The organism is Methanosarcina vacuolata Z-761 (genome assembly GCF_000969905.1).
GTDB lineage: Archaea > Halobacteriota > Methanosarcinia > Methanosarcinales > Methanosarcinaceae > Methanosarcina > Methanosarcina vacuolata.
Genome location: NZ_CP009520.1, coordinates 2,536,059 through 2,554,676 on the forward strand (window position 1 = coordinate 2,536,059; position 18,618 = coordinate 2,554,676).

The following is an 18,618-nucleotide window of genomic DNA, read 5'->3' on the forward strand; positions in this document are numbered from 1 at the left end:
CACGTCAATGAAGTTCATTGCGGGATCGAATTTTACTCTGTCCTGAATTTGCTTCATTTTACAGTTTAGTTCCTTGTGAACAATATATACTATGTAAGTTCCTGTATATAATACCAGCGGGATAATTACTTAGAGTAATACAAATAGTTTGTTTTTTTATTAAGTTTGCCTGTAAATCATCAGTCATATACTCTGTCGATAAGTGTTTACATCAAATGCTTATTAATTTTGATATCCTTAAACAACGTCCTATGGTTCACATATATGACTAAAAATCCATTATATGTATTTCTTTTAAAAGGAAATAAATGAAAAGAAGTTTAACTAGCTCGTTTCCAGGCTACGTTAAAACTTGTACCGCTGCTGCTGAGTGCAGAAGGCTGCGCTTTTACTTGCCCTTTATTATTTACCATAGTGATACTATTTACTGAAGATCCGTATGAAGAAATATTACCAGAAACACCATTAATTGCAGCAGAGCAAGTACTATCAATAAAGGTATAATCAGATCCAAAGGACGTAGTCCCAAAGTTTGCTAACGGCAGGATTCTATTGAACCAGGGAGCCTCAACAATCCATTCGGCAGATTTCTTTTCATAACCTGTATCGGCATGTTTTGCTGAGTATGACTGTCCAGTTGTTTTATCAGTAATATTTGCATAACATACTCCATCTTCAAACTTGATTTCTGCAGACATTAAATCTCCTGGCTTTACCTGTATCGTATCAATCTTGTAGCAGGGCTCAGGATAGAATTCAAACCAGGCGTAGTAGCTCGCAGTATTCTTAGAGGGATTGTCACTGCTAGTTCCTACCTGCTCAACAGTACTTGATGTATCACCATCAATACCAATCCAGTTCGCAGAATATGAATTTCCAACCTTTGAGTTAACTGCAGGTACAATCCATGACCCTTTCACACTGGTTACTTCACCCGTGGAAGTAACTACATCATAACCAGCCCAGTTGGTTGAATATGAATTTACCATTCCATTCTTTACAGTGGATGGTATACCAGCAGGAACTTTTGGATGTCCATGATAATCATTTTCTTGATGATCATTTGCTGCAAGCACAGGGCTTGACATAACAACAAGAAGTATCACTAAAGTCAATGTTTTTTTGAAAACGTTCATGAAAATACTCCTATATTTGTATTAGAATTTTATATATGTCATATTATAAAGAAAGTTTAATACAATATATATTTATTATAATTGTAAAGATAAACGAATCCATTGACATATAAAAATACATAGGTTTATGAACGGTCAAAGGGTGGTCAAAAAACGATCAAAAAACGATCAAAAAACGATCAAAAAACGATCAAAAAACGATATTACTAAGGCTGTAACTACAGTTAACTTTGAAAAGTAATTCTTAATAAGATGAAGCAAAAATACTTGAGAATGATATCTCGGTTGGCAACATTGCTGAAGCTGAAAACTCTCCAAGAAACGTGATGGGCCTAAAACATATGAATATCTTCAGAAAGCAGGAAAATGGGCTTTAGATATTGCCTGTAAGATTAGTGTTCAAGTAGCTACTGAAGTATTAAAAAATTAACAAAATTAAAAAAAGTAGGTTACTATTCAGGTAGCCTTGTTAAGGCTACACAATTTTTCCTCTTTTAGAGGAAAAATTGGATCTACAATAAGTTATTTTTACCTTTGATGAAACGCGAAGAGATTCTTGCCCTGTGTGCTTCAAACCCTGAAGTTATTGCTTATATTATAAGTCTTGAATCTCAAATTAAAGACCTCACTGAAAGATTGCAAGTTTTAGAATTTCGCTTAAATCAAAACAGCCGAAACAGCAGTAAACCTCCTTCTAGTGACTATATTTCCAAAGGAAAACCTAATCCAAAGAGTCTCCGTAAACAGAGTGGCAAGAAACCTGGAGGTCAAGAAGGTCATCCCGGGACAACTCTCGAAATGGTTGATAATCCTGATTAGGTAATAGAGCATTCTTTGAACTGTTGCGAAGAATGTGGACATAATCTTAATAATGTTGAAGTTAAAGCTTATGAGAAAAGACAGGTTTTTGATATTCCCCCTGTAAATCTTATTGTTACAGAACATCAAAGTCAGATTAAGATCTGTCCTTGCTGTGGAAGGTTAAATAAAGCTGAATTTCCAGAATCAGTAAATTCCCCAGTTCAATATGGTCCTAATATCGTAGCTTCAGCAATTTACTTTAAAAATCACCATTTCATTCCTTATAAAAGGATTTCTGAATTGTTTCATGATGTAATGGGGATAAAAATCAGTTCTGCTACCATTATTGAAGCAGAAAGAGAATGTTTCCAGAACCTTGAAGAATTTGAAAACGTAATTCGAGAAAAGTTACTCTCTTCTCCTGTTATCCATTGTGATGAAACTGGAATGAAAGTTCACGGAAAAAGACATTGGCTTCATGTAGCTTCTACTGACAAATACACTTGTTATTTTGCTCATCCGAAAAGAGGATCAGAAGCTATTGATGCTATGGGAATTCTTCCAGAGTTTAAAGGGGTAGCAGTTCATGATGGATGGAAACCTTACAACGGTTATAATTGTGATCATGCTCTTTGCAATGCCCATCTCCAAAGAGAACTTATTGGAATTGAGGAGAGTTATAAACAGCAATGGGCTAAAGATATGAATGAGCTGTTATCTGAAATGAAAAAGTATACTGATGAGTGCAAAGAGCAGGGCAAATATCTGGATTTTGAACAAGTTAAGGCATTAGAAAAAAGGTTCGATACTGTAGTCGCGAAAGGAATTGAAGAAAATCCACCTTCTCTAAATCCTGAAAGACAAGGAAAACGTGGTGTGCATCCAAAAACCAAAGCAAGGAATCTGCTTGATAGGTTTATAGAACATAAAGAAAAGATTCTGAGATTCCTGAAAGACTTGAAAGTTCCGTTTGAGAATAATCAACAGTAGTTCCGAATAACCCAAGTTCCGAATGCTGAATTTAGAACATTAGTAACTAATTAGAATTAGCCGAAAAAAAGTTTTATTAGATCATGGAATTTATTTTTAATGCCAACAAAAAACGATTCCATGACCACAGATACAGCCAGCTTGCTGGCTGTATCATCTGAATTGATTAGCAAATATAATATAATAACTTTGCCAGAATCTGCAAATTATGAATGTCAGGACACTTTAAACATATTGCTGCATGCCGCAACATCCTCTACAGACTCTCTTGAATCTGCAAGTAATGATTTGCAAAGAAAAAATCCTGACTTAAGAATACCTTCAGCAGATACTATTTTCAATTACATCAAAGAAAATAAAATTGAAGATATTCTTTCCTCTTTTAGAAAAATGAATCTTGAGCTTTTCAAGATGATGAAACTTGAAAACAATATTCATGATATAGCTATTGATTTTCATGACATTTCGTATTATGGAGACAAAAATACTCCTGGTATTAGAGGAATAAAACTAAAGAATGGTAGTTCATGGGGTAAATCGTTCTGTACTCTTGATATAATTGGAACTTCTCACTTAACACTTGACGTAATAGACATCAATAGTTTGAACAAGAATTATTCTCTTTTAATCGAATCTTTATTCAAAAGACTTAAAACGATAGGTGTAAAAACAGGAACAACATACCTTGATAAAGAATTTTTTAACACAGATGTAATTTCAAAGTTGGATGAACTTAAAGTCAATTTTGTTATAGCAGCTAAATCGACTCAGGTTATCAATAGAGAACTTAAAAATCATCAAAAAGAGTATGGAAATACTTCGACTATTTTTGAATATCGATTCCAGAAAGGAGGACCTTCTTTCAATGTTGTGGCAATATATAATAATAAAAAGAAAAAGTATCTTCTGTTTGCTACAAACAAAAAAGCAGAATCAATTGAGAAATTTGAAAAGATGATTCCTGAAGAATATAGAAAACGATGGAATATAGAAACTGGGTATAGAGTGAAAAACGAGTTCAAGATACGATCATGTACAAAATCTCCAGTAGCAAGAGTATTGTTCTTTATTATTCAATGCATCATGTACAATGTGCTAAATATGCTAAAGTCAGTTCTAGAAATTACAGCTTATGAGCTAAAATCATTAATAAATGAAGACATAAAAAAAGTTGTAAGATATGGACTAAGGTCGCTGAATTTTATTCCTGTTAGTGTGTTACTGGATTGTTTGAGATGGGTCAATGAAGAAAGAAATCGAGTGCTACGCACTCGATTAACTATAATATAACTCATCTCAAATTAAAATTTAAGAACCTAATAGCGTATGCTATAAAATTACTCAATGTGATCTGATTTTTTGAAAAACGTAAGTGAAAGTTATAGCTTAAGAATTTTAATATCTGATCAATAATATAGTCTACTTTGAAAATTAATGGATAAAATGTAAGTTCAATTTGTTTTTACCATTCGGAAGTCAGTCTGATCGGAACTACTGAATCAAGCAGAAAGAGATGTCAGGATGATGAAACTACAGCAGAAAATATCAGGAACTTTCAGAACTACACGGGGAGCGGAAGCTTTCTGCAGAATTAGAGCATATATTTCCACAATAAGAAAGAATGGTTTACCTGTTTTAGAGGGTATTCTTGCGGCGCTCAAAGGAGCGCCGCTAGCTATACCCTGAATAGTTACAAAAGTAGTAAGATTAAGAAATTAACAGGACTTTAATTAAATTTTAATATATAATTATGCTCGTGATCAAAACAAAGCAGTATAACCTCTTCTATACAGAGCTTGACAGCTTTAAGTTTACCTTCAGCATGATGAATTTGATATCCTTACATTTATTGAGTTGTGGTTTAAGCCAGTCATCCAGCAATATTCGGGGCGATTCTTTTAGCTTACTCAATTATACCTTCCCTCAAGCACATTCCTGATCGTCTTTACGGTCATGGCCCCAGGGGTTCCTTTCATATTGTGGGGTGGCCAGGCTCCTGACTTTATTTCTTCGGAATTTTCATCATGTTCGTCTTCGAGGAGCAGGATAACTTTGATGTCTTCAGGAATATCATCAACCATTTTTGCTCCGCATCCCGTAAGTTCACTAAAAGCCTCTCTTCCTTTTTCTTCATCAAAAGGCGCAGTACAGCCTTTTACGATGTTTGTTCGAAAGCCCCTTTCAAGGAAACAAAGGCTATTAACGTAGATGCAGACTTCCTCAACCAGGCCCGTCATGAATACTTCATCGATTCCCAGCTCTGCAGCTTTCAGTTCGAGTTCGGGGTTCATAAAGGCATTTAGGTGATCTTTCGGAATCCTGATAACACTGACTGTTCCCCCTTTTACTACCTTTATTATTAGCCTGGCTATTTTGTCAACAATTGCCTTTGCCATAGGGGCTACAAGTTTTCCCTCATATAACGTTCCTTCATGTTCGTAGGTCTCATATACGAAATCGTTAGTCATATCTATAATAACCAGAGCTTTCAAAGTTTCACCACTCCTCTTTGATTCCGTACCACATTTATTTTTATCGATCTTAATTTTAATTTATTGAGCCTATCCCAAAAGATATTTTATTCTTAATCGTTAAGGGGTTTCAAAGATATTTTCATGATCTCGTGTTTGATTGAATAGTAGAAATTAAAGGCCCAAGAAGCAAATTTCAAGCTTTGGGATGAGCTCTAAATCAAGTTTTTGTGTACTATAGAGAAAATTGACCTTCCGATACGGAATTGTATATTTGATAACTTCTTAATTATACTTGATAACTTATTGATAGTTGTGATTTTTCAGAAAAATTAGCACACTGTCGTTTTTCAATAATTAGTATTGCATGTAATATATTTATAATAATGAATTTTAAAAAAAGAAAGCTTTTTAATTAATTCTCTATTTTTATTATTTGTTGTATTCTGAAATGATTTCGCAGATTCAAAACCATTTGAAATTTCAACATTCAATACAGCAGCAGTCGAGCTGAAAAATTAAATGTTGAATATATTTAAGCTTCACTTTGGTAATGTGGAATGATTATGTAAAAGAAAAAAATTCGAAGTTGAAGCGAAATAGTATATCATCCGATACAATAGGTCATGGTAATAAAAAATTAAAAAAGTGGAATGATTTTGGAATAAAACATTATTTTCATTATTACTTTTTATAAAGAGGACTAAAAAATGGAAGATTTTTCGTCAGTGGTAGATAAAAGTACTCTAACAACCCCATCAGATGTGAGTACAGTACCAATTTCATCAGAAGATAATACTATAGCAGATTCCCCAATATCTAGTACTCCTGTACCCCAGCAAAAACCTAAGTTTTCAAATATTTCCCGGAAATTTATTTATTTTTTTGTAGGATCAATATTTGTGTTTGCAGGGTTGAGTATGTTATCAGAAGGATTGTTTTTTTGGAGTTTAGTTTGCTTTTTAATTGCAATTACAACTTTTAAATTTGAAGTTGGTACTCTAATAGCTCCACCGCAACCAAAGTTTTCACACATTGTCTTGTATATAGGTTATCTTATTGTAGCATCGGTTAGCTTTATTTTTGGGTTATTGACCATATTAGGCACTCCGATAGTGGGTATATTGTTTCTTTTGATGACAATTATATTTTTAAATTTTGCTTTTTTGTGGAATCCTGAAGAACAAATAAGCCGTTCAGAGATCGCCTGGAAGAATTTTTTGAAAGGATTAGAAAAGGGGTAGAACAAAAAAGACCAAAAATAAACAGGTCAAGAGATATAAATCCAGGATTAGATACGATAAATGTCTCCGGAAGGAATTTTTTTAGCTGGTTGACAAAATGGTTAAAGCGAGAAAGACCAAAAATAAGCAGGTCAAGAGACCTAAATGCAACATTAACTAAAATAGATGTGATGGAAGGCGAGGATTTTGAAAACTTTTTGAAGTCTGTTTTTGAAAACTTAGGATATTAAGTAACAGGGACCAGAAGAACAGGCGATCAAGGTGCAGATCTTATTCTATCAAAAGATGGGAAAAAAACTGCTGTTCAAGTTAAACGGTATTCAAGTAAAGTTTCAAATAAAGTAGTACAGGAAGTTGTAGCATCTAAAGCTTTATACAAATGTACTGAAGGTTTGGTAGTTACGAATAACTATTTTACAAATTCTGCAATTGAATTAGCTAAAGCGAATAGTATAGGTTTAATTGACAGAGACGAGCTTACAAAAATCATTAAGAAAGCATATATTTAAACAACGGTTGATATACGGTGACGGATGTTAGTGCCATATCTGTCACCGTTTGTTGTTATTACATAATACAACTACTTCTGACTTCTAATGCAAAATCGATAGCTTTCAGGCAAGAAAATTCCTTAACCGAGAATTCCTTAACCGATGATTTCTGAACCGATGATTCCTTAACCGATGATTCCTTAACCGATGATTCCTTAACCTATGGTTTCTGAACCGATGATTCCTTAACCGATGATTCCTTAACCGATGATTCCTTAACCTATGGTTTCTGAACCGATGATTCCTTAACCGATAATTTCGTAACCGATGATTCCTTAACTGATGACAAATGAATTCTTTTTTTGCCTTAGATTTTTACCGACCTTAGTCCACAGGCATATAGTTTGCCTCGATAACTTCACCCTCTTTCATTTCTCTTTGTCTTCCGAACAAATTCTTTGTGGTGAACACGATCCATCTCCAATGGAGTGCAATGTGGGCAACAAAGAAAACCAGCATCAGGATTCCAACTTTATCATGGATCAAACTCAAGATTTGGCCTGCTGCATGGTGGTTGAAGAACATTATAAGACCTGAATAACCAACCAAGGCAAATTGAACGAAAAATGCCAGGTCTACGAGATAGTTGAGTTTTACTTTTCTCGACTTTTTGATTTGTTTTTCTTTTCTGAAAAAGTTCTTTGTGGTGAACACGATCCATCTCCAATGGAGTGCAATGTGGGCAACAAAGAAAACCAGCATCAGGATTCCAACTTTATCATGGATCAATCTTAAGAGTGAACCTGCAGAATAGCGATTGAAATACATTATAAGACCTGAATAACCGACCAAGGCAAATTGAACAAAAAGTGCCAGGTCTACTAGATAGTTGAGCTTTATTTTTTTCATTTCCTCCCTCCTTTTTAATATTTACAGCGACATTTTTGTAAGATTATCAATTTCAGTCCGTTTGATTGATTTTCGTTTTATTGATTTTTGCTTCACGAACCGTTTACATAGCGGTTCTGCTGTTCTCCAATGACTGCTGTGCGCTCCCTTAATTGGCAGAAAAAGAAATAAATATACTTGCAAAAAATAGACGTAAATAGAGGTTTACTTTCAATTTAAAAGTTAAAAAACTCATTTATTTGCAAATAAAACTTAATTAGTGCATATTTTTCATAATCTAAAAACTTTTAACCTATGTTTCTTAATTGTCTGTTTAATAAGAACCAGAAATTAAGGGGAAGGAAAAAAACTTTCCAGAAGATGAAATACTCCCAGAATTAAGTTAAAATCAGGTTAATTCTTGTTGGGCACTCATGAATATCCTCTTTCCTGAATGCAGGACTCCTTACTTCATTACCGTTGATAGGAATAGTAAACACAGAGTATTACTTAAATAAGCCTTCTCTGATTTTTTTTAGAAAAAGATTAGACCTAATGAGTAAAACTTGAATGTAAATAAAAAATTAATTATATGGGGAAGTTTGGGATTTCGTAGTGGTCGCTTTCACTATGTCTTCATATATATAACTTTTGCAAATACTTTTTAATGAGCTATTCCAGATTTAGCTATTCCATTTTTAACGACTCCATTTTTAGCTACTCCAGCTTTCAAGCATGTCCTGTTAGCTCGGGCATGTATCTAAAAAAATCAGATGAGTACTGGAAAATCCTTGCCTTTCAATCTCAGGTAAAATTCCGAAACTGGGGCAAAGTCCTGAAAAATAACACTCTAAACCCTAGTTTTGTCGAAGAAAACGGCTTCTATGAAAGGTCTGAAGATTTTTTGAGAAGACCCCCTAGCAAATAATACTTTACTGAGATTTAATTTTTTACTTAAAATGCAATTAAAGATTAAATTCAATAACTAACGCCTAGAAAAGCTTCATTGATAAATTAATTCCGTATATCTCCTATTTTTGCTAAGTATGCTTTTATTATTAAATGCAAATGAAGGAGATGACTGCCTTCTCCTAGAAACTGACAGGTAAGGTATCTGCATCTAGCAGATACCTTTAATCCTGTACGGCTCAATGGGAAAGAAGCAAATAGAAACAGGATACCTCGCCACTCTTAGCGACCATTAGATCAACACAAAAGTTCACCATTGAGAAGCGATAGAAGGGAGCAGTCAAACCTACACTCCAGAAAATGAGGCACTATGCAGCTTGCAGGTGCCTCAAAAACGAAGATCGATTTAAATCCTACTCCATAGATGAGGCACTGTGCAGCTCGCAGGTGCCTCAAAAACGCATACCACTAAACGCATATCACTATTATCCGTTACTAATCCTGTAATTCAAGAAGGACAGTTAAATAACAGTAAAACTTGAGTACAGTATAAAAAAGATAATTATGTGCCCTAAGATTCGATGATTCAGGCAGATATGAACAAAATCAAAATTAATCCGACAACTCTGAAGCATGAACATGGTTTAGAGGGTATGTATGACGCTTATCAAGATCATAGAGATATTTAAAAAGAAATTAAATACCTCAATTTTAAAGCCACTTGAGAAAGCAGCAGATTTCTACAGTGAATCGAAGAATGATTCCAATATAAATGGTCCAGGGGGGTTCAAGAAAAATAGCCCTTACGGCAGTCCAGCCCGTAATTTTGCTAAAAGTCCTGATTCAGGGAATGCCTCCAGGAACGTAGAGATTCCATTTATCAAACTGACCGATGTCTGGAAAATTTATCAGATGGGGGAAGTTGAGTTTGCGGCTCTTAAAGGAATAAACCTTGAGATTTATGAAGGGGAGCTCCTTGTAATCCTGGGCCCCAGTGGAAGTGGAAAAAGCACGCTTATGAATTTGCTGGGCTGTCTGGACATGCCATCAAAAGGTACTGTTTGCCTGAATTCTAAAGACATCTCAGAACTAAGTGAATCCGAACTCGCCGTCGTCCGAGGACAGATGATTGGCTTCATATTCCAGAGCTTTAACCTCCTTCCAACCCTGAATACGGAAGAAAACGTGCTTTTACCTATGGAATTCCAGGAAGAGGATCGAAAAACAGCCCGACAAAAAGTCTCATATCTGCTTGAAATTGTCGGACTCTCAGATAAGAAAAAGAACCTTCCATCACAGCTTTCAGGCGGACAGAGGCAGAGAGTTGCAATAGCTCGCTCCCTCGGTGTAAACCCGCCCATAATCCTGGCAGATGAGCCTACAGGAAACCTGGACAGTAAAACAGGAGATTATATCCTGGATTTTCTGGATGGGCTGCAGAAACGTGAAGGTAAGACGATCATCATTGTAACACATGACCTTGAACTTGTAAAATATGCAACAAGAATTGTGTACATCCGAGACGGCGAGATTGAAAAAATAGAAACACATCCGAAAAACGAACAAAGTATGAAAAACGAACAAAGTATGAAAAATGAACGAGGTACGAAAAATGAAATAAATCTAAATTGAGGAATTAAAATGAAGAAGTGCTCTTTACTAATATTTTTACTGCTGTTTTCAGCGTTCACATATCCTGAGGCTGGGACTGCGCTTGCCTCTAATGGGGATATAAAGTCCGCATCTCTGGAAGTAAACCTGGCTAAACAGAACCCTGATGCTGCCCGTCCTGGAGAACCTGTTGAACTCACTATCAGCGTGCAAAATGTAGGAAACACTGACCTGAAAGACATTGCTGTCACAGTTAACCCTGAATATCCTTTCAGTAAGGTTTCCGGAGAAGACCTGACAAAAAAAGTCTCCTACCTGAATGCACGGCAGGATGATGACGATGCAGCAGTCCTTAAGTTCAAGCTTATGACAGATGCCAATGTTTCAGAAGGCACATATGATATCGATATTACCACCACTGCTAAAGAAAGCGGGTCCTCATTAAACACGATTACTACTACAAAAACCGTCCAGCTTGAGGTAAGGGGTAAAGAGTACGCGCAGATTGTTACCATAAACAAAGCAAGCATTGACCTGGCACAGGAAGAACCTCTGGAATTCATAATAACAAATACCGGAAACTCACCTCTGAAAAACATGGTAGTTTCCTGGAAAGACCCAAAAGGGGTAATTCTGCCAGTATATTCGGATAATACAAAGTACATCAAGTACCTGGCTGCAGGTGACTCCGTAACCGTATCTTACTCTGTAATGGCAGATGTAAACGCAGACCCTGGACTCTATACTCTGAATGTAGACCTCAAATTTGAAGACTATGAATCGAATGAGAAAAGCATTGCTACCACAGCAGGGCTTTTCGTTGGTGGGAAAACTGATTTTGATGTTTCTTTTTCAGAAAGCGACCAGGGAGAAGTTTCCCTTTCAGTTGCAAATGTGGGCAACAACATGGCTTATTCCGTGAAAGTTTCAGTCCCTGATCAGGACGGTTACAGGGTATCAGGAAGCTCTTCAACGATTGTTGGAAACCTTGAGAAAGGGGACTATACAATTGCATCTTTCAATGTTGTGAGCATACAGAGTCCTGGAGGTGCTGAAAGTGGAGGAACACCAGGGGTTGCAAGAGCAAGCGAGAAAGACGAAAATGTGACTTCCACGGTTTCCAATCCCCTGAAAGTCCAGATTGAATATACGGATGCAAGAGGGGAAAGAGTAACGGTTGATAAGGAAGTAGAACTCGAAACGACTACCGGGAATGTAACTGCACAGGGACGAGGAAGGATAGGAGCGGCAGGTAACAGCAGTGTATTCAGTTCATATCTGATTTATATTGTTTTAATAGCGGTCGCAATAGCAGGTTTATTCGTTTACCGCAGAAAAAAACAGGCCGAAAACGAGAAAAAATCCGGAAATAAAAAGTCTGAAGACCAGAAGCACGGCTCAGGAACAGGTGCAGGGACAGGTGCAGGGACAGGTGCAGGGACAGGTGCAGGGACAGGTGCAGGGACAGGTGCAGGGACAGGTGCAGAGACAATTAGAGATTGAAAAGGAAATCTCCATAGAAAATGGGAGGGTGCAAGATGAAAAACACAAACCTTTTCAAAAAACTGCTTGTCTGCAAGCCTTTTTAAAAAAGGCTTAAGCGAAAATCCCAGCAACGAACGGAAAGATGCGAGATGAGAAACTCAACGTACCTGAAAATGGGTCTGAACATGCTTGTGCATAGCAAGCTCCGAAGCTGGCTGACCATTATTGGAATAGTTATAGGGATCGGATCTGTTGTTGGCATCCTTTCCCTTGGAGATGCTATGCAGGAACAGGTGCAGAGCAGGCTCGCCGAAATGGACCTGACGAAGATAACCATAAGTCCGGGGTATACCAAAGCGTCATCCAACATGCCTGGCCCTCCTGGGATGAGGGGTTCATCAACAGATGCTGAATTAACAGATGATGACATCGAGGCTCTCCATGGCCTGGATGGAATACAGTACATAGCAGGAGATATTTCCGGCAGTGAATCAGTGATTTACGCAGCGCAAAATGCAACTCTCTCAATTACTGGTGTGGATCCTCAGGTCTGGAAGTACATGACTACCCTGAAAACACAATCCGGAAGATTGCTTGAACCGGCTGATAAATATGTTGCAGTTATAGGAAGCGGGGTTGCAAGTGGAATTTATGACCAGGAAATAGGGGTCAATCAGGTAATAACTGTAAACGGTAAAGCCGTACGCGTTGTCGGCATCCTGGAAGAAGAAGGTGGACGTGGAGACCGAAGCATTTACATGCCGATCGATGGGGCAGTAAACCTGCTTGATGACGCAGAAGAAGGTGTTTATGATAGCATCACGGTGAAAACCAGGAGTGAAGATCTGGTTGATGAACTGATGGAAGATATCGTGGATAAACTCATGGTTTCAAGACACATTATTCAGGAAGATGACAGGGATTTTTCAGTGACAGCTTCTAAATCGATGGCCGAGTCTGTTACCGAAATGACGAGTTCAATGACCCTGTTTCTTGGAGCTATTGCAGCCGTATCCCTGCTTGTAGGAGCCGTCGGGATTGCAAACACGATGTTTACCTCTGTCCTGGAAAAGACAAAGGAGATCGGGACCATGAAAGCCATTGGGGCAAAAAACATGGATATACTAATGATTTTCCTCTTTAATTCCGCAATGGTTGGCCTTGTTGGTGGTATCCTGGGAGATATTCTTGGAGCATTTGTTTCAACTCTCTTCCCTATGCTGGGTCTACAAATGATGCGAGGAGCAAGTTCAGGTTCTTCAGAAATTTATTTTGCTCCTGACCTGATGGCTTTCGGGCTTCTACTGGCAGTTTTAATAGGAGTAATCTCAGGAATCGTCCCTGCATACAGGGCTTCAAAGTTAAAACCAGTAGATGCACTGAGATACGAATAAACGGAAAAGAAAAGGAATCGCCTCTTTCTTAATTTCCTGCTTAATTTGAGACGAAGAAGAAAACGGAAGGTGTAGATTATCAGATATGGCAGTACCGGGAATCAAGAGTTTGACTGAGTTGCCGGACTCACTGACTTTCGGAGAAAAACTCTAGAAAAACTCTATATCAGTTAAAGAGTCACGGTTTAACCTCAATAAAACTTTGAAGATTTCTACATTTTTCGTCTCCTGCTTCCATTCAGAAATTCTTAATCTATATAGAAAATTTGTGGAAAAAATATGCATTACACTGAGAAAAATTTATGAATTTTATGAGGAAGCTTCAGAACCTGAGTTTCAGAACCTGAGTTTCAGAACTGGGCTTTTGACATGTTGAATCATGAACAGAAAAAATTAGTGTGAGAATATGAAGAAATTGCAAAACATACTGGTAGATGATTGAATGAGAAAAATGAATCTAATTTTGACAGTTGCCCTTATATTGGCTATATTTCTTTGTACTGGTGCGAGTGCTAGAAATGTAGAAATGGGAAACAGTCCAGAATACAGGAATACTCTAGATTGGTTATCTTTTGAACCTCAGAATCTTGGGGTTCAGTGCTGCAGTTTCGTAGGTATTGTTGAAAGTGGAGTACATGAGTTTCAAAACTTAAATTTGAGATTTTCTCTGTCTCCTGGAGAAAGAAACATAAATATGCCACAAAATTTCCAACCCACTTATAATAACGGAGGACCTCAACAGTTACCTCCTGCTGTCTCCAGAGAAGATCCTTCAAAAGGGATATCTCCTGACATGAGGGCCAGGAGTTTTCTGGACGAACAATACATAACGCAGCAAAACACTTCCTACTATCAATCCTGTGTTACCCCATATGCAGATGCTGTAACCTCTTACCTTGAGGAAAATGATCTTGACGATAAGTACGAGATCTATCAAGCCGCTTTATCGTGGACCTGGGTATCCGATGAGACCCTGAACGGTGTAGATGAAAAATGGCTTACTCCAACAGAGTTTCTTGATGAAACCCCTGCATATTCCAGCAATCCGGATTATGGAGAGCCTGTCAGTGATTGTGAAGAACAGGCAAATACTCTTGCATCCCTGCTGATTGCTTCGGGAGAATATAATGAAAGTACCGTGCGTGTGGCTATAGGAAAAGTAGATTTTGGAAATGTCAGTGGTGGACACGCCTGGGTAGAAGTTTATGAAGACGGGGAATGGTTCCCACTTGACCCAACTGAAGGACCCTACTACGATGATGACAATTGCTCTATAGTGTCTGCGGATGTGTCAGACATCGATTATGATGAGTACCTGGAAAGTACATATCCGGCTGTAAGAGTCTGGTATTATTACAATGACAAGTACTTTATGGAAGTAGGGAAACAGAACGGAGATGTTCCAGCATTCTGGGACGAACAACCGGAAAGTTATCCGAACTGAACACCTGGCGGATAAGGTATTTTTAATCTTCGCAGAATTATCAAGTGTTTTAGATCCTTGAGAAATCGGTATTCGAAAAAAGAAGGGAAGGAACACCTCAGAGATTTTCGTTCTTTTCATTTAAGGGAAGCGAAAAACCAGAGGCACTTCCTTTCATGATTCATTTTTGAGCCTCAGATTGTCTTGCCGGGATCGAAAAATTTCTTTTATTGGAAGCTATTTCTTCTTATTTTTTAATGATTAACAGATGTCCCAGGTCTTACTTATTTAGAGTTAAACTTAATATATTTTCTCACCCCTTGACTCCTGAAAGGTGGGGGCATCTTTTAAAACTTTTATAGTATATATTTTTTTCGTAAGATGGACGTTTCAAAATTAGTCTTTTTAAATATAATCTGATTATTATTTTTTAGTATCTGAAAAAGGAAGTATGATCAGGAATACATGTAAATATAACTTATGAAAAATATATGCAATGGTAATGCTATAAGAGTGGGTTTACAGGTCGATTTCAGGCAAATAATGTGAAAATATATACAGATTTTCAAAGAGGTTTTTGGGTGTTATACAAGAAAATACCAATTCAAATGTATGAAAACTTTCACAATATATTCAGTGGAAGTAATCAAAATACTTTAAAAATCTGCAGGGAATGTGGTGGAGTGTGCGAGCATAATAAAATCGGAACTCTGTTGCCCGGGGAAGAGGAATATATGGCAAAAAAACTGGGTATAAGTGTTTCGGAATTCAAAATTCGCTACCTTGATGCTCTGAAAATGGATGACGAAACTTTAATACATGTATTAAAATTAGGGAAGTTGTGTCCATTTTTAAGTGAAGAAAATAAAGAATGTGAGTGCCGGAATTTTAAGCCTATATTCTGTAAAATCTATCCTGTAGTTTTGACGCTTGAAGATAACAAAATAAATTTTACAATAGATAAATGGTGCAAACTGTCAAGAAAAAAAGCTTGCAGGCTTTATTTTGAAACTGCCATCCCGCTTTTGTTAAGCCTTGCAATTCCGATAGAATGGTTAAGACATGTAATTAGCTATGATAATCTCTGCTTTGACTACGATCAATTGAAAAAATACAGGCGCGGAAAAAACAAGTATGCAATTTTTTCTCTGGAAGAATTGTTGAGTTTGCAGAAAGCCGAGATCAAAGCCACCAGTCTGCGTGTTGACTTCAGTCATGATTTTGGTCAGAAAGTGGAAGAACTTGTTTTTTAACTTTAAACTGGAATGGTCGAGTCCAAGCGCTTGCAGGAGTTGAGTTCGCGATCTGGCAAAATCAACTTTTTATTTTTCAGCTTTCCTATCTTTTTCAGCTTTTTTGTTTATCGGACTTACGGCACATGGAGTACAAAATCAAGCACTTTCGAAATTGTGACTTGTTTTGTGTTTCAGACAGTTGAAGGTTTAATGCTATTGATTTCTCAGTTCAACTGCGTAAGTCCTAATTTTTTTCAGCTTTTTTATCTTTTTCCGCCGTTTTATCTTTTAACTCTGTACTTTACCATCTAACCTGGCAGTCCCATCTTCGACTTTAATACCTTCTATCGGAATCACGAAAGCAAAGGTGCTCCCCTCTCCAGGTTCGCTCTTGAACCATATGTATCCGCCGTGCAACTGCACAATCTGTTTAACCAGAGAAAGACCAAGCCCAGTTCCCTGAAATTGCTTGGACAAAAACGAATCCACCTGGCTGAAAGGCTTGAAAAGTTTACTCTGATCCTCAGGTTTAATCCCGATTCCTGTATCCGTGACAGTTATTTCTACCATATTTCCCTTTTTTCTTGCCCATATTTTTACAAACCCGTTTTCATAGGAGAATTTTATGGCGTTATCCACAAGGTTGTACATTATCTGAACAAAACGGGCTTCGTCAGCATATATATTGGAAAGGCTGCTATCTATATAGATTTCAATTTGAATATTTTTCCGATCGGCTATAGGATATAAAAGATTTTTTATTATGTGAAGCTTACTGGCAAGATCAACCTGTTTATAACTTAGCTCCATTTTTCCAGCTTCTATTTTAGAGAGATCCAGGATGCCATTTATTAAATTCAGAAGGTGTTTTCCACTTTTCGAGATGTTCCCGACGGATTTTAGCTGTCTTTCATTCAGTTCGCCGTAGACCTGTTCATACAGAAGATCAGAAAACCCTATAATAGAGTTAAGCGGGGTTCTCAGTTCATGGCTCATATTCGCCAGAAATTCGCTCTTGGTACGATTTGCGGCTTCTGCGATTTGCTTTTCCTGAAGGAGGGTTTCTGTGGCTTTACTTTCCGTAATGTCCCTACACATTTCGAGGACTCCTATAATCTTTCCACCCTCTTCAGTTACAGGAATTGCCTGAACAATCCAGACTCTGCCATCTTTCCCAGTAAATTCTCCTGATTTTTTATTACCTGTCATGAAAATCTGTTCAAGATCCAGGGAGTCGGATAATGGTATACTTATATCAGGGGTATTCTTAAGGCATTGACCCATTGCTTTTTGAAGATCTATCTTCATAAATTCCAGTGCAGCTTTGTTCGCCCAGATAATATAAAGTTGAGGGTTTACGAAAATAGCCAGCTCATTTAGAGAGTCAAGCAGGACCTTCTTTTCTCGTTCCTGTGCCTTTAACTCCTGTTCGGCAAGCTCTATTTCATTTAACATTCTGTTTATTTCCTTTGAAAGACGGTAAAGTTCATCGTTGTTTTTAAGAGGCAATCTTCGGGAAAGATCCTTTTCCGACCGGACTTTGGTAACAAAATTATCAATTCCTATTAACCTTGAGATAAATAACTTATCAAACGCAAATTTAACCCCTACTCCGGTCATGAGACCGGTTAGCAAAAGGAAGAAATACATGTTATTCAGGGTTTTCTCACCGTACTTATAGAGTTCTCTTGGAAAATCCGCTCTTATAATAAGAGCGGGCTTGCCTGATACATCTAGCAATTCAAAATAGCCAGCTACTTTATTTTCGCTAAGGGGTTCGACAATAGTTCTATCCGGGTTCTCTGAAAGGCTTTTTAATTTGGTCTGGAAATCAGGAGGCAAATCTTCATCAATTCTGTACATTAAAAGGGAAGAACGAGTAGAATCTTTGAAATCATTAAGAAGTACGTCGTCGAAATATCTCCCAAAAATCAAGGTGCCTTTCATAGGCCCATTATATTTTGTCGTAAGGATCGGATGGCAGGCAACAAACATAGGATCTTCATCGAGCAAAACGAAACCGCTCTTCTTGTCATTTTCGGATTTTGAAAGAAGAGTTCCGTCTTCAACCATTCTAAGAAGCTTTTTCGGAATTGGTTTTTCCTCTCCAGTATACATATCTACTGATTTTGCATAGACAACAGATCCGGATTTATTTACAAAAAGCATCACATTAACCTTAATTCCTGTAAGAGTTTGATTCTGAAGGTTTACTTCCGTATAATTCGGATTCTTGTCTTCAACAAAACTGCAAGTATCATCCCAGCAAGCCCAATCCTGTACTGTACGATTAAGATATCCCTGCTCGGTTGAAATGACATTTTGCACCCTTTCTACATTGTCCGCGGTGTCCACTTTTTCAAGCTCTAAAAAATTGGAAAGCTGCATATTATGGGTGAGTGTAAACGCAGCTGTGAGAACGCCAAAAATTAAGAAAGTTATTAGAAGAACCTTTTTACTAATATCTATTCCAGACACCCCAAAAACTTATTATAAGAACTAGTGTCTTGGCAATTTAATTGTTGAGCATAATCCTGGTA

General features: G+C 37.2%; 11 protein-coding genes and 3 pseudogenes. 10 read left to right on the forward strand and 4 right to left on the reverse strand.

All coding sequences use genetic code 11. The features are described 5' to 3' along the window. Positions 1-320: 320 nt before the first annotated feature. Positions 321-1,136: a G1 family glutamic endopeptidase gene (locus MSVAZ_RS10510; protein WP_052725417.1), complete on the reverse strand. Its 816-nt coding sequence runs from the start codon at positions 1,134-1,136 to the stop codon at positions 321-323. Positions 1,137-1,670: 534 nt separating this feature from the next. On the opposite strand from MSVAZ_RS10510, the pseudogene tnpC reads away from it, so the two are divergent. The 3 genes and pseudogenes from tnpC to MSVAZ_RS20335 all read left to right on the forward strand — a co-directional run. Further along, positions 1,671-2,921, forward strand: a pseudogene (gene tnpC, locus MSVAZ_RS10520) (IS66 family transposase); the annotation flags it as partial. A 105-nt stretch (positions 2,922-3,026) separates the two neighbouring features. Next, positions 3,027-4,217: an ISH3 family transposase gene (locus MSVAZ_RS19535; protein WP_082091142.1), complete on the forward strand. Its 1,191-nt coding sequence runs from the start codon at positions 3,027-3,029 to the stop codon at positions 4,215-4,217. Positions 4,218-4,424: 207 nt separating this feature from the next. Next, positions 4,425-4,613 (forward strand): annotated as a pseudogene (locus MSVAZ_RS20335) (IS66 family transposase); the annotation flags it as partial. A gap of 221 nt (positions 4,614-4,834) precedes the next feature. On the opposite strand, the gene MSVAZ_RS10530 reads toward MSVAZ_RS20335, so the two are convergent. Further along, the gene (locus MSVAZ_RS10530) at positions 4,835-5,419 is read right to left on the reverse strand and encodes a cysteine hydrolase family protein (RefSeq protein ID WP_232316059.1); all 585 of its coding nucleotides are present in this window, start codon (positions 5,417-5,419) and stop codon (positions 4,835-4,837) included. Positions 5,420-6,108: 689 nt separating this feature from the next. Here MSVAZ_RS10530 and MSVAZ_RS10535 point away from each other — a divergent pair. After that, a complete protein-coding gene (locus MSVAZ_RS10535) occupies positions 6,109-6,642 on the forward strand; it encodes a hypothetical protein (RefSeq protein WP_048120802.1) in 534 nt (177 codons plus the stop codon). Between the two features lie 245 nt (positions 6,643-6,887). Further along, positions 6,888-7,151, forward strand: a pseudogene (locus MSVAZ_RS19540) (restriction endonuclease); the annotation flags it as partial. 366 nt (positions 7,152-7,517) lie between these two features. Here the strand turns inward: MSVAZ_RS19540 and MSVAZ_RS18885 are convergent. Continuing rightward, positions 7,518-8,042, reverse strand: coding sequence for a DUF4405 domain-containing protein (locus MSVAZ_RS18885; protein WP_052725418.1), 525 nt, complete (start codon positions 8,040-8,042; stop codon positions 7,518-7,520). 1,545 nt (positions 8,043-9,587) lie between these two features. Here MSVAZ_RS18885 and MSVAZ_RS10545 point away from each other — a divergent pair. From MSVAZ_RS10545 to MSVAZ_RS10565, 5 genes are all read left to right on the forward strand, one after another. Then, positions 9,588-10,562, forward strand: a complete 975-nt coding sequence (locus MSVAZ_RS10545) for an ABC transporter ATP-binding protein (protein ID WP_269746767.1) — start codon at positions 9,588-9,590, stop codon at positions 10,560-10,562. A 9-nt stretch (positions 10,563-10,571) separates the two neighbouring features. After that, a complete protein-coding gene (locus MSVAZ_RS10550; protein ID WP_084626121.1) occupies positions 10,572-12,044 on the forward strand; it encodes a COG1361 S-layer family protein in 1,473 nt (490 codons plus the stop codon). A gap of 131 nt (positions 12,045-12,175) precedes the next feature. Then, positions 12,176-13,420: an ABC transporter permease gene (locus MSVAZ_RS10555; RefSeq protein WP_048120803.1), complete on the forward strand. Its 1,245-nt coding sequence runs from the start codon at positions 12,176-12,178 to the stop codon at positions 13,418-13,420. A 481-nt stretch (positions 13,421-13,901) separates the two neighbouring features. Further along, the gene (locus tag MSVAZ_RS10560; protein ID WP_232316060.1) at positions 13,902-14,864 is read left to right on the forward strand and encodes a transglutaminase domain-containing protein; all 963 of its coding nucleotides are present in this window, start codon (positions 13,902-13,904) and stop codon (positions 14,862-14,864) included. Between the two features lie 587 nt (positions 14,865-15,451). Next, entirely contained in the window at positions 15,452-16,096 is a 645-nt protein-coding gene (locus MSVAZ_RS10565) for a YkgJ family cysteine cluster protein (protein ID WP_232316061.1), read from the forward strand. Between the two features lie 270 nt (positions 16,097-16,366). On the opposite strand, the gene MSVAZ_RS10570 is transcribed toward MSVAZ_RS10565, so the two are convergent. Then, positions 16,367-18,556 carry a sensor histidine kinase gene (locus MSVAZ_RS10570; protein ID WP_048120805.1) on the reverse strand — a complete coding sequence of 730 codons (2,190 nt, stop codon included), beginning with the start codon at positions 18,554-18,556 and terminating at the stop codon, positions 16,367-16,369. Between the last annotated feature and the right edge of the window lie 62 nt (positions 18,557-18,618).

Bases quoted from the DNA above. Each gene is read 5' to 3' on its own strand.
- MSVAZ_RS10510 (WP_052725417.1), bottom strand. From the start codon at position 1,136: ATGAACGTTTTCAAAAAAACATTGACTTTAGTGATACTTCTTGTTGTT.
- MSVAZ_RS19535 (WP_082091142.1), top strand. From the start codon at position 3,027: ATGCCAACAAAAAACGATTCCATGACCACAGATACAGCCAGCTTGCTG.
- MSVAZ_RS10535 (WP_048120802.1), top strand. From the start codon at position 6,109: ATGGAAGATTTTTCGTCAGTGGTAGATAAAAGTACTCTAACAACCCCA.
- MSVAZ_RS18885 (WP_052725418.1), bottom strand. From the start codon at position 8,042: ATGAAAAAAATAAAGCTCAACTATCTAGTAGACCTGGCACTTTTTGTT.
- MSVAZ_RS10545 (WP_269746767.1), top strand. From the start codon at position 9,588: ATGACGCTTATCAAGATCATAGAGATATTTAAAAAGAAATTAAATACC.
- MSVAZ_RS10550 (WP_084626121.1), top strand. From the start codon at position 10,572: ATGAAGAAGTGCTCTTTACTAATATTTTTACTGCTGTTTTCAGCGTTC.
- MSVAZ_RS10555 (WP_048120803.1), top strand. From the start codon at position 12,176: ATGAGAAACTCAACGTACCTGAAAATGGGTCTGAACATGCTTGTGCAT.
- MSVAZ_RS10565 (WP_232316061.1), top strand. From the start codon at position 15,452: ATGTATGAAAACTTTCACAATATATTCAGTGGAAGTAATCAAAATACT.